General features: G+C 39.3%; 7 protein-coding genes. All 7 read right to left on the bottom strand.

What is annotated here, in order from left to right:
- Positions 1-178: 178 nt before the first annotated feature.
- The 7 genes from H6G05_RS20595 to H6G05_RS20565 all read right to left on the bottom strand — a co-directional run bounded on the left by H6G05_RS20595 (position 179) and on the right by H6G05_RS20565 (position 13107).
- Positions 179-2338 (bottom strand): eCIS core domain-containing protein, encoded by a 2160-nt coding sequence (locus H6G05_RS20595; RefSeq protein WP_190580996.1) that lies wholly within the window; start codon positions 2336-2338, stop codon positions 179-181.
- Between the two features lie 734 nt (positions 2339-3072).
- Positions 3073-3846, bottom strand: a complete 774-nt coding sequence (locus H6G05_RS20590; protein ID WP_190580994.1) for a hypothetical protein — start codon at positions 3844-3846, stop codon at positions 3073-3075.
- A 123-nt stretch (positions 3847-3969) separates the two neighbouring features.
- Positions 3970-5700: an eCIS core domain-containing protein gene (locus tag H6G05_RS20585; RefSeq protein ID WP_190580993.1), complete on the bottom strand. Its 1731-nt coding sequence runs from the start codon at positions 5698-5700 to the stop codon at positions 3970-3972.
- A 1095-nt stretch (positions 5701-6795) separates the two neighbouring features.
- Positions 6796-9795, bottom strand: coding sequence for a PAS domain S-box protein (locus H6G05_RS20580; RefSeq protein ID WP_190580991.1), 3000 nt, complete (start codon positions 9793-9795; stop codon positions 6796-6798).
- A 284-nt stretch (positions 9796-10079) separates the two neighbouring features.
- The gene (locus H6G05_RS20575) at positions 10080-11300 is read right to left on the bottom strand and encodes a threonine synthase (protein ID WP_190580989.1); all 1221 of its coding nucleotides are present in this window, start codon (positions 11298-11300) and stop codon (positions 10080-10082) included.
- 19 nt (positions 11301-11319) lie between these two features.
- Positions 11320-12486 carry an NAD(P)/FAD-dependent oxidoreductase gene (locus H6G05_RS20570; RefSeq protein WP_190580987.1) on the bottom strand — a complete coding sequence of 389 codons (1167 nt, stop codon included), beginning with the start codon at positions 12484-12486 and terminating at the stop codon, positions 11320-11322.
- Positions 12487-13107 (bottom strand): POTRA domain-containing protein, encoded by a 621-nt coding sequence (locus H6G05_RS20565; RefSeq protein WP_190580985.1) that lies wholly within the window; start codon positions 13105-13107, stop codon positions 12487-12489.
- Between the last annotated feature and the right edge of the window lie 145 nt (positions 13108-13252).

Raw genomic sequence — 13252 nt, 5'->3', positions numbered from 1 at the left:
ATCTGCGATCGGGTTATACCAATTCACGAAAGTGTTGCCACACTTTTGTGAATTGAAAACCAAACCCAGTAAGAGTTTTAAAAACACAAAATGGCTACACCATTTTGTGTTTTGGTATTATCCTCTGCATAAGGTGAGTCTCGGCAGTAAGAAGATCAAGGTATACAGATCGCGACATTTACTGAAACCAATCCGCAATCCCCTGCATCCGAGCCATCAGGTTTTGCAAAAAACTAGGGCTAGTGTCTGTTCCAGTAGGGTCTTTCCCACTACGCAAAGCCTCGTTCTCTCCAAGCTTCTGCCCAATCAAAACCTCCTTCAGTTTTCCCCACTCTAGTTTATTGGAATTTGCGGGATTCGGGATGAACTGACCTACTAGGGTGTCTACGCCAGTAGCATCCTTTAGCCATAGCCCCGAACCTTCAGGAACATTAAATCGTGCTATGTGATATTCTTGGTTAACAGTACCAAATGAGGTTTGTAATCTAGAGCTAGGCTTAGTCATACCCATATTCGTTAGTGGATCTTCCTTGTTTTTCTTCTGGTCAGCAGTAAGTGTTGTCAACATGCCGTCATCAACCTTGGCTTTCTCAATAAATTGAGTCAGAATCTCAATCTTTTTGGACAAAGAAGTAAGCATCTCGGCTGAATCCTTCGCTCCAGTTTCTTCTGCTAGTTTTGGCAATAAAACTGGATCGCCAATAGTTGTTTGGATATCTAATAGCTTGCTCTCAGCCCAATTCTTGACGTTGCCGTGAACTGGTACTTTAACGCCATCTAAATTCTCGTCAGGAATTGCTATTTTCATATAAAAGACATTTGGCACAGCTTTAAGTGTCCGTCCTTTATCATCAGCGGCAGTATCGTAGACATACGAGCTATGAGCATATTTATCCGCCGCTGTTCCATCCGCTTTCAAAGTGCCATCTTTATAACCTCCATAATCAAGCCCAAAATTGGCAGTAGCCTCTTCTCCAGTGAGTCCTTGATCGTAGTTCTTCTCATGGGCAACGGAGCCAGCCACTGATGTACCAAATTGTGCGTGATTCTGCTTAATGTTCAAAACATTTTGGACTGTCTCGTCGGGAATAATCTTATTGATTGTCATGCCCTTTTGGATGTATGACATAAACTTTGAGTTGACAACGACAAGGTTCCACATCTGTTCGTCTTGGAGATCTTGCCCACCATTTGCTAATTCAAGTACGCTCGCTGAAGCAGTATCGTCGTATTTAGTCAGTCTTACCAGATTCATCAAAGTCTGCGACATCACTTCAGGTGTCGCTTCTTGTTCTACTGCCCCACCTTTTTTTTTGTTCCAATCCGATCCGAATCCGAACCAAGACTTGTTGTACTGCCCTTCGCCTGCCGTAAAGTTATTAACATTTTCATTCTTTCCATCGCCTCCTCGCGCAAGTTGCTCTGCCATCTCTTGACCATGCCCTTCACCTGATACGAGCTTTTGCTGACTGGCTTTTGAGCCAATGTGTTTTTCCATTTTATCGAGTAGGGCTGGATCGAATTTTCGCTGTATTGGCTCTGCCGATAGAGATTTGCCATTACTTATTTCGGTCGGTTGCGGCGATCGCTGCACGGTCCCTCCATTCTGCTGCACCACATGGGTCAACTCATGGGCGATCAACTCTTGCCCACCTCGACTACTCGGCTCATACGCCCCCTGCCGAAAGAAGACATCTTGCCCTGTCGTAAAGGCTTTAGCCTGAATTGATTGATTTAATTGATCAGATTGCGAATCTGTATGTACCTTTACGCCACTAAAGTCTGCTCCCATCGCCTGTCCCATAGACCTTTGCAGATTTGCATCTAGCGATTGCCCACTACCTCTTGCTCTTTGAATTGATGACTCCAACTCCGTTGATGCATCACCTCCACCTACATTTTCGCGCCTTTGTAGCGGCTTCTTTCGCAGTTTATTGCCCTGTGGCAATGCATCTCGTTGGATAGATTGATTTTGGATCGGCGTATTAATTTGTTGAACGACTTTTGAAGCGGTGTCATCAGCTTCTTTTTCGTATTTATCGTTTGGTTCTCCGATCGCTAATTTTGCTTGGATTAAACGATTTTGCGCGATCGCTTTCAATCGATTTTCAGGCTTCCTTTGCACTGAGGATGCTGGCTCTGGGGGCAACGAATTGATTAGTCTTTCTAATATATTTGGAGAATGTTTTTGTTGATACTCACTCTTTTCTGTTTTTTCTGTTGAAGGAGATTTAGTCGAGACTGCTTCAATAGGAGCAAATGGTCTGGTTTGAAGATTTAGAGTTGTAGGTGCTACAGAACTTGTAGTTTTAGGAGATTTCTCGTGCTTAAATTTCATATCAAGATAGCTCTTCTACTATTCAATAATGGTGAGGGTGTGAACAAATATATTTGTTGAATCTCAATACAGATAAAAGCAGCTAAAGATCTCTCATTCTTATATAGCAGTATTCAATCATTTGTAGATTTTTGAGTTTGTGAAAGCGCACCCTCTTAGGGTGCACTTTCACAAACCATTTAGGATCGCTATAGTGGAAATTAAATTTAGGATGAATTAGCGATCGCATGGAGCATCATCCTTACCTAATTGATGTATTACGTTGTACTAACGCATCCTCTAAATAACTAAGCCCAGCCACCTAATTAGCTAAGATTAATTACTTAAAAACCAAATTTAAAGCCTGTAGTGCATGTGCAGCATGTGCTACAGGCTTTTGGAGTTTTATATTTAATCTTAGCTACTTAAACGTAATCAGAGGAAATGTTTATTTCTTCAATATAAATTCCAGTGTTACTAGGATTTAAATGTAAAAGAAAGTAGTAGACGGCATTTCTTGTGAATAGCCGTCCACTAGGAGTATTAAGAACGACGGAGTTTACAATATACTTGACAAGTATTAAGAGAGAAAATTACAGCAATCTATAACTAGATTAGCTCTGTTGATTTATTCGCTTAATACTCCCTATTCCCTTATTTATAATAACATATAAAAGTCAAATTATGAATCGTTTTCTGATCGATTCTTTTTAAAGTAAAGCTGTTGAATTGTTGTGAAAAATTGTGTAATCACTTTAACCTATGAAACGAATCCCACTTTTAAAAAGTCTTATAAATTCTTGTAAATATAGAGCATCAGGATTGCCTTGCCAAGCTTCAAAAAATAAGATAAACCTAGCCATATGAAAATAGAATAATCCTTTTAGTTCTGGGGTTAATTCATCTGATGCAATGCTTAAGCCCTTAAACTGTATTCGTTCGCTATCTTCTAGTTCATCCATAAGTAAGGGACCAATCATATAATTATTTATCCTCCACATTGATAATCTCCACTCTTTTGGAGCTAAATATATAGGAGGAATTTCAGGTAAAATTACAGGCTTGTCGTCAACAATTGTCAATAAATATGGTCCTATATCATCTACAAATGGAGCCATATCTTTGTTCTTAGTTGAATTGATATTAAACTCAAACTCTGCATCTAGTAAAGCTAGAAATTCTTGAAATTGTTTGTTTGCGTCTGTTGAGATACTGGGTAACAGGCGCTTTGCTTCAGACTCTAGTCCTTTAACTAAAGCAGGATGAAGCTGGGTAGTATGGACTTTGTCTATTTCTCTGATCAAAATATTCAAAAACTCGTCTGGACATTGGTTTGTAGTCCTCGTAATGGACTTGCCACTGGATAATCTCCAGCATTTTAAGGTGTCTCTAGCTGCGTTATGATTTTCTCCTAGTTCCCATTCCTCTGTTTTAGTTAATATTCTTGAATTTAGAGCGCCTTCGATTAAGATTGCTGGGCCCAAATAGTCTGAACCAAATGTTAAACTTATACCGCTTGATAGTCTCATTTTGTACCTTTTGATTTATTAACTTTAAACGATGACGAAGGTAATGAAGTCTTGACTTCTACTATAAATAAATTTGAAATGACATGACTAAAGTTTGGGAAATATCAACTTAATTCGTCTTCGTCAATCAGTCCTTCCATGCATGGGATTAAACACCTCTTCCCCTAATTCCTGAGATTCAACTAATTTCTTTGGTTCGTCTTCGTCAATTAGTTCCTCGTATATTTCCCCGTTTATCGTCTTTAGCCTCTTTTTAGTTGTTACGTCACCGTATTCCTTCTTAGTGAAGTCTGTAATTTGAGGCCACCAAGCACCTTGGCTACCTCCAAGCTCAATGTCTCTTGTATATGAGAAATTCGCAAACGTTTTTTCAACTAAATCATATGTCTTCGCGGCTGATAACATCATTAATTTAGCTTCTACAAAAACCCCAGCTTTTCCAACTATATCTGCACTAGCATTGAGTCCTAAGTTTAGAGCGTAACTCCTAGTACTAAAATTGGCAGTACCTCCTAAGGTTCCTGTCAATGCCGCAGTACCACCTAAAGCTCCAAATATTCCTCCTTGTAACCCCACAACATTGGCAACTCCAGATCCAACTCCAGCTTTAGCTTGTATCTCTAAGCCCATAGTTCCTGTTACACCAGCATCACTAATGCTCAAAGTCTTTTCGTCTCCAGTTTTGATCGAATATGTACCACCTGAAATTGTAAATGAGACTGTAGGAGTAATTGCTAAACCAGCAGTAGCATATGCGCCTGGCGCAAATGGTATGTCAATACTTGCATCAAGACTAGGGAGATCGAGGGCAAATTCCTTTGATGGTAAAGCTCCTTCTAAGTCAACTCCAGATCTTCCTATTTTAAGTTCTTGATCGCCCCATATAGGGATAGTTACAACGCCATCTTGATACGATAAGGGTCCTGCCTGAATTTCAACTCCATCTTCTTCATCCTCAACTGATTCACTACCACCTAGCAGGGGTTCCTGATCGTTATCGTCATCTAGTTGCTGATAACCTTGCTTTTTCTTCTTGCCAAATCCAAACATACGTTGAATTCTTTCATCTCCTACCGATGATGTAGTGGTTTGCTGGGGCGATCGCTGCACGGCCCCTCCATTCTGCTGCACCACATGGGTCAACTCATGGGCGATCAACTCTTGCCCACCTCGACTACTCGGCTCATACGCCCCCTGCCGAAAGAAGACATCTTGCCCTGTCGTAAAGGCTTTAGCCTGAATTGATTGATTTAATTGATCAGATTGCGAATCTGTATGTACCTTTACGCCACTAAAGTCTGCTCCCATCGCCTGTCCCATAGACCTTTGCAGATTTGCATCTAGCGATTGCCCACTACCTCTTGCTCTTTGAATTGATGACTCCAACTCCGTTGATGCATCACCTCCACCTACATTTTCGCGCCTTTGTAGCGGCTTCTTTCGCAGTTTATTGCCCTGTGGCAATGCATCTCGTTGGATAGATTGATTTTGGATCGGCGTATTAATTTGTTGAACGACTTTTGAAGCGGTGTCATCAGCTTCTTTTTCGTATTTATCGTTTGGTTCTCCGATCGCTAATTTTGCTTGGATTAAACGATTTCGCGCGATCGCTTTCAATCGATTTTCAGGCTTCCTTTGCACTGAGGATGCTGGCTTTGGGGGCGACGAATTGATTAGTTTTTCTAATATATTTGGAGAATATTTTTGTTGATACTCACTCTTTTCTGTTTTTTCTGCTGAAGGAGATTCAGTCGAGCCCGCTTCAATAGGAGCAAATGGTCTGGTTTGAAGATTTAGAGTTGTAGGTGCTACGGAACTTGCAGTTTTAGGAGAGTGTTCGTGCTTAGATGTCATGACAAAATAGCTCTTCTACTATTGAATTAAATACAATCAGAGCGAATTTATATTGATAAACTTAAAAATTTGGCAATATCAGAATTTTAAGATGCTGAAAAATAGTGGATGACATTAATTATGAATGACCATCCACTAGGAGTGTTAATAACGACGGAATTTATACTTACCCAACAAGTATTAAGAGAACAAAAATACAGCAATCTATTACTAGAATTAGATGTATTTTTTTATTCACTTAATAACCCTATTCCCTGCATTTATAATAACATATAAAAGTCAAATTATGATTCATTTCCTGATTGATTCTTTTTAGAGTAAAGCTGTTGAATTGTTGTAAAAAGTAGCTTTAACTTAATTGGTTTACTTAAATCAAAACCCAAAAGATAAGTGGCGACACTTCGTGTCGCCACTCATCTTTTGGGTTTTGATTTGTCCTAACTATCTCTTGCGTTGCTATAGATAATTAAAAGTAGGGCATAATGCTATTAATATGAAGCGATTGGCAAACATGCCCTACGACCTGTTTCTTGTTTACGGGGGAGCATAAACAAGAAACATTCTTGAAATGTGCAAAATCATTAATTATGGGCGTAACTGTCAATTGTTTTTGATCATGATATTACGCAAATAACTATGTCTATTTATTTGCACACAAACATTTCTTATTTGTATATAGCAATCCTAAATGGTTTGTGGAAGTGCACCTCGAAGGGGTTCGCTTCCACAAACCCCAAAAATCTACAAATGATTTAGGACTGCTATAGTCCCTTAAGCTCAAACAAGTGGTGATAAATCATGCACATGGAAAATTGTGATCTATTATTGTGATCTATTGTTATTTACAGTTCCAGAAATATTCTTCTAAAAAACTTAGTAAATTGCTTCCTAGGGAAAAGCAATTTACTAGGAGTATTAAAAAGATGGAATATTTAACTTACAAGGCGATTAAGGAAGAAGATATCCTATGAAATTAAGATTACTTCATAGAAAGGCATCATTAACAATAAAAAATACTTGGTTAATTATTTTTTATTAGTTTATTTGCTTAATACATCCTATTCCTAATATTTATAATAACATATAAAAATCAAATTATGATTCATTTTCTGATTGATTCTTTTTAGAGTAAAGCTGTTGAATTGTTGTAAAAAGTAGCTTTAATTTAATCGGTTTGCTGATGTAGTCATCTGCTCCTGCGGCGAGACATTTTTCGCGACCGGCTATCATCGCTGAGGCAGTAGTAGCGATAATAGGCATAGTAAAACCTTTGCTGCGGATATATTTAATTGCTTCAAGACCATCCACTTCTGGCATTTGGATATCCATTAGGATTAAGTCTGGCGGCTCTACTTTTACGAGATCGAGCACCTGTTGTCCATTTCTAGTAATTTTTAGTCGAAAACCTTTGGCTTCTAGATAGTTAGTAAGCATTAAGATACTGTCTTCGTTGTCTTCAGCCAACAGAACTAGAGGGAGGTCGCGATCGCTTTCAATTATTTCGCTGGGAGATGGTGAGATATCTGCTGGTTTTTGAGGCTGTAGAGATATGTTGCTTGAGTAGGGAAGTGCGATCGCAAATTGACTCCCTACACCTACTTCACTGGTGGCTCTCACATATCCACCATGCAATTCGACTATCTTTTTGACTAAGGCTAATCCTAAACCAGTACCATCATATTGGCGATTGAGAGGGCTATCAATTTGGATAAAAGGTTGAAATAGCTTGTGCAAGTTATCAGATGTAATACCGATACCTGTATCTATTACAGTCAAAGATACCCAAGCTTGGGGACTATTCTCATTGGAGATACTCTCTCTATGGAGAGCGTATTCTAGGGTGATTTTGCCTCCCGATGGGGTAAATTTGATAGCATTACTGAGTAGGTTAATTAATACTTGACGGATACGACGCTCATCAAGGGATGTTGCTAGTTCAGATGGAGCGCCCCTTAAGTCTAACTGCAAATTTTTTTGGATTGCCATCTGTCGGACAAACATCATACTAGATTGGCAAATATCCTTAATATTAGAAAATTGACAGTCTAAAGTCATTTCATTAGCTTCAATTTTGGCAAGATCGAGGATGTCATTAATTAACTCCAGTAGATGTTTGCCACTATTTTCGACGACCTTCAACATACTCTTCTGTTTTTCTTGGAGTGGTCCGAAGGATTCGTCAGATAAACCTTCTGTAATACCGAGGATGGCGTTAAGAGGGGTGCGAAGCTCATGACTCATATTCGCGAGAAACTCATCTTTGAGCATTGTTGCTCTTAATAGTTCCTGATTTGTAGTTTGTAGTAGAGATTCAGCTTTTTTGCGATCGCTAATGTCGCGACATACACAAATTAGTGAACCTTTATCAGTGAGGGTTAAAGATAATTCCTCATCAAAACTAGATCCATCTTTACGTAGAGCCTTTGCCTCGCCTGACCAAGTGCGATCTCGATCTATCACGGGAAAAATTTCATTCTCAAATTTGGCGATCACTTCTGGGGTATATAACTTTAACCAACTTGTGCCAATCAACTCTTCAGGCTGATCATATCCAAATATCTTCACATGGGATTTGTTTAAATAGGTATATTTATTGTCTTGCAAAATAGCAATGCCATCGCTTGCAGCTTCTATAGCATCAAGTTGTTGTTTGAGTGTCGCTTCGGATTCTTTGCGATCGCTAACATCTTTACTAATGCCTAAAAACCCAAAAATTTGATCCTTTTCATCCCTAAGAGCCGACATTGATAGCAAGATGGGAAAGCGAGATCCATCCTTATGGATACCTGTCCATTCTTCTTCACAAGCAATTCCTAAAGACGCTTTAGCTGTAAATATCGCTAACCCATTAATATCTTGACCTAATTCCGCAGAGATAGTTATTGCCCGTTCTGCTAGTTCTTGAGCATCATGAAAAATTACAGGAGTGACCTGTCCGACTATCTCTCCCATGCTGTACCCAAACATTTGTTCAGCACCTTGATTAAAAACCTGAATGATACCATTGCGATCGGTGGTAATAATCGAGTAATCAGTACTATCGAGGATGGTGCGGTGTAGTTTGTTGACTTGCCAAAGTTCACGGGTACGTTGTTCAATTTTTGTTTCCAAGGATTGATTGAGTTCCTGAAGTGCTTGCTGCGCTTGTTTGCGATCGCTAATATCTCGAAACAACCATTGTAAAGTCGTAGAGTTATCGAGTAAGCAGAGAATTTTAGAGACTGAAACTTCTACTGGACAGTAACTACCATCAGATAGTTTAAGGGACATTTCCCAAGTCAGTCTGGTCTTTTCACGAAAGCCTTGACGTAGATTACTGTAAAGTAATGGAATATCTGATGGATCGACTAACGAATGCAAGTTCTTAAGATACAAATCCTCTTTCGGTATCGATAGAAAATTGCAAATCGCCAGATTGGCTGATAGGACTACTAACCCTACACAATCGGTAACTAAATAGCCATCAGGGGCAAAATCAAACAAATCTTGGTATTGACGCTGTATGTTTTCTAGTTCAATATTCCGAAGCCTTAATTCTTCTTCAATAGTCTTTAACTCTTCAACATTTATCTGTAGTTCTTCATATGTTTCTAATAGCAAAGAAAGACATGACTCATCTTGGATTTGGATGTCTGGAAGATTTAAAGAATTTTGCGTCTTATACTTGAAGGACTTGCTTTCTAAAACATTCTCCGCCAATAGGTCGATTAAATCATTTTGAGTCAATACTCCGACTAAGCGATCGCCATTTAGTACAGGCAAGCGACTAATTTGGTAAGAATATAACAATTGTAAAACAGAATTCAGATCTGTTAGTTCTGATTCTTGGATCGTAATCACAGGACTACACATCTCATCTTTGACCAATAATTGGTCAAAGAGACAACCCTTTAGGATCATTCGGATAATATCTCCTCCAGTGAGAATACCGAGCAAGTCACTTCTTGAGTCAATTTCATCACTCGCCATAACCAAGACGTAGCTAGAATCTGCCTCACGCATTTTGGCGATCGCTTCTAAAACAGTTGTATGAGGAGTAACCACTAGAGGTGGACTATTCCAAAATATTGGATTTATTTCTGATCCTTGAAACATAGGTTTTGTTAAAGATGTAACGATACGAGACTGATAAACTAATTCTCTAAGAATTACCTATTCCTTTAATTCTTTCCAATCTTTTGATCGTTTTTGTCAGAACTAAGAAAACTGTAGCACCTAATTACCAATACTCCTAGTCCATGAAGTCTTGATTTTCGTTCATAAACTTAAACAGTTCCAATGCAAAGACTTGATCGAGGAACCTTGAAAATATCGTTGTGCAATGGGTCTTAAAGTTTTGGAAGTTAAACATAAATTTGTCCTCAATAAAAAATAAGTTCCTACGCTGTACAAACTCGTTTGCCTAGGAGAAACTGGTATCTATCCTCTGGCATCCATCCATTGTTTGTATTATTTACCCATTGGATATTCGATGGATATTCTGCTGTAGCGCGATCGCCTCCAGTTACATTGATCATCACCACATCATTTTTAGGGAAACTATCATTGCGAGCTAGCTTCATAATTCCCGCGATCGCAGCCGAGGCAGAAAAACATGGAGAAATACCTTCATACTCTTCTACTGCTTGACGTGCTTCTCGTATTTCTAATTCACTCACCGCAACAAAAGCGCCATTACTTTCCATCACAATCCGTCTGATATGAGGATAAGCCCTCGTCGGATCTCCTCGCAAAATTGAAGAGGCAATTCCCTTCGGTCTTTTTACCACATATTCTGATGCCATCGTTTCTCTATTGTTGGCAAATGCGCGAACTATTGGCGCACAGGTGTCTTGTTGTACGCACAGTAGTTTGGGCAGATGTTTGATCCGTTTGAGTTGATAAAGTTCTTTAGCAGCTTTATAGTTTCCATATACTCCCATAGCGCTCGATACCGCTTGCACATACCAGTCTATAGTTTGGGGAATTTGTTCACTTGCCTCTAAAAACGTCATTTTTAAACCCTCTCGACGACCAATATTAAAAAAGCCTCGTTCAGCAACTAAGTTGTTTTCGCGGGCATAGACCCCAGCATATTTAAAAGCATCAACGAAACTAGCATCACGCAACCCAAAATGAGTTACTTGTGAATGTTCTGCATGTTGAACGCGGGATACAAATTCTTCGGCTGTAAATAGATAAAGATGCATTTCTGGATATGCTTGAATCTCATAGGCGTATGCGGTCGAGCTATTGCCAGTGGAAGATGTACAAAACGAACGCACTCCTCGCTCATAAAGATAGGCAAGTGATACTGCCGCCATTCGATCCTTCGTAGATCTGGTGGGTAATACCGTCTCATTCTTCAAATAAAGTGAAGGCATCCCCAGCTTTTGTCCAAGTCTGGTGGCATGAATTACAGGAGTATACCTAGCGGCAGGTAAGCGATCGCGAAAACTTTCAATCGGTAGTAGCTCCGCAAAGCGAATAAAAGGATTAGGCGAATCGTGTAGATGTACTTTTTCTAGAGGATATTTGACATCGACCATGCCGCCACAATCACAAAATGGATGGAATCCTGTAGTAATCTCATTTTTACAACTAACACATAGGTGTTTCATTCGTATCTCTGTAAAATAGTTAAATTAAAAATAGTGAGCTGTTAGCGTAATGATGAGCGGAGCTAAGCGCTATTCTTCCTTCTTGTCCTAGCAAAAAGGATTCAACAGACAACTTAGTCTTTCCCTCCATCAGCAAATCCCGAATTACTTGAGCAATTCCCACACTCAGTAATACGCCTTTGCTGCCCCCACCATTGGCAAGATAGGCATTTTGCCATTTATTGACACGACCCACGATTGGTAATCCTGAACTCGACATGGGACGTAATCCAACCACATGTTCGATCAATCGCGCTTCTCTAATTTCGGGAATAATCTGTGCTGCTTGATTAAGCATCAATGCTCTGTTTTTGAGTGACGGAGTCATATCAAAACTACAGCTTTCAAAGGTTCCTCCCACCCATACTTCATTTTTACGTCTTTTATAAAGACAACTCGATCCCCAAGTAAAGTCATATTCCAATGGTTTTCCAGATAATCGCATGAGCAAAAGCTCCCCTTTTACTGGTTCTATATCAATATTAATATCGAGACAAGCTTCAGTCTCACCTAACCATGGTCCAGTTGCGAAGATAATCTCATCACAGGCGAAACTATCCTGATAAGTTTTGACCTCTGTAATGCGATCACCTTTCTTGACAACTCCTAGAACTGAGTCATAAATATATTTAGCGCCAAGACGTTCCGCTCCTTGAGCTAATGACATCGTAAGCAGATAACTATCTACGGTGAGACTACCTTTAGTGAGAATGCCAAAACGAAAATCCTTACTCAGTCGAGGTTCTAATTGCTGAAGATCATCAAAATCTAACTCTTCAGCAGAAAAGCCCTCAGTATTGGTAAATAAATCAGTAGATTTATTTAATGATTTCCTTTTAGAGTTATCTAATTCTAGTAGAATGCGCTGCGAAGGGAGCAAGTTATAGTGAGCACTTTTTAGCTCCGCTAATCCTTCGGCGATCGCTTGATGCAGACGAAATGATTCTAATGCAAATGGGAGTAGGGCTGATGGTGTTCCATGGAGGGGATTTAAATTGCCCGCGTTTTTACTGGATGCATGTACGCCTATCGAAAGCGATTCAAATAGTGTTACATCAAACCCATCTCGAGTAAGTACATAGGCGATCGCCGCTCCAAAGATCCCACCGCCCACAATTGCAATCTTACGTTTAGAAAATTCACTCATTTATTTTGCTCTTAGCTTGGTAATCTCTTTAGCAGTCGCATTAACCTGTTCTATCGTTAAAGATTTACCTTCGAGAAATTGAAGAATTGTCGCTAGCTCTTCATTAGTCAGTTTAGCTCTACCAATTAAGATTACCCTGTTAATAGAGGGGACTTCAGACATGTAAGTCCTGAATGATTTAGTAAGCGCGTCTTTTTCGTCAGCGATAGCGAACACAGATTTTGCAGGCTTAATTACCTTTTCTGCTAGACCTCCTGGGATCAAAGTTTTTGAAGGCTTTTCGATCTGGTCACTCATCTCTTCTATAGTGAGATTAGCTTGGAGATCAGGGATCTCTTTAGCATAACTAGGTAGTTGGATTAATCTATTAATTGGTGATATTTCTCCACCCTTCACATGAATAAAAATATTTGGAATCTTAGGATTGCTAACTTCCTTATCAATTTCTTCTATGGACAAATCTAGTCTCTGCAACCGATCAAATAAGTTTGTCTCTGATTGAGTTATACCACTGATGTTATTTTGATTACTGATTTGGGTAACATTAGTAATAAGGTTACTAACAATCGACAGAGTGATATTTTGAGCCGATACTCTACTCGCAGATACTAAAATATACATAGCTATCAAGTAGCTAAAAGATGCTTTTTTAGTTAACATTTATTTGTCCATGGAAGTAGATCATCTGAACATCCACTTGTCCAGATTTTCGCAGTTTTTAAATCAAGCCAAAGACTTGGCACAACTTACAATAAGTGCGCCTTAG

This window comes from Phormidium tenue FACHB-1050, assembly GCF_014696925.1.
Lineage (GTDB): Bacteria > Cyanobacteriota > Cyanobacteriia > Pseudanabaenales > Pseudanabaenaceae > Pseudanabaena.
This window is presented reverse-complemented; position numbering and strand designations above follow the sequence as displayed.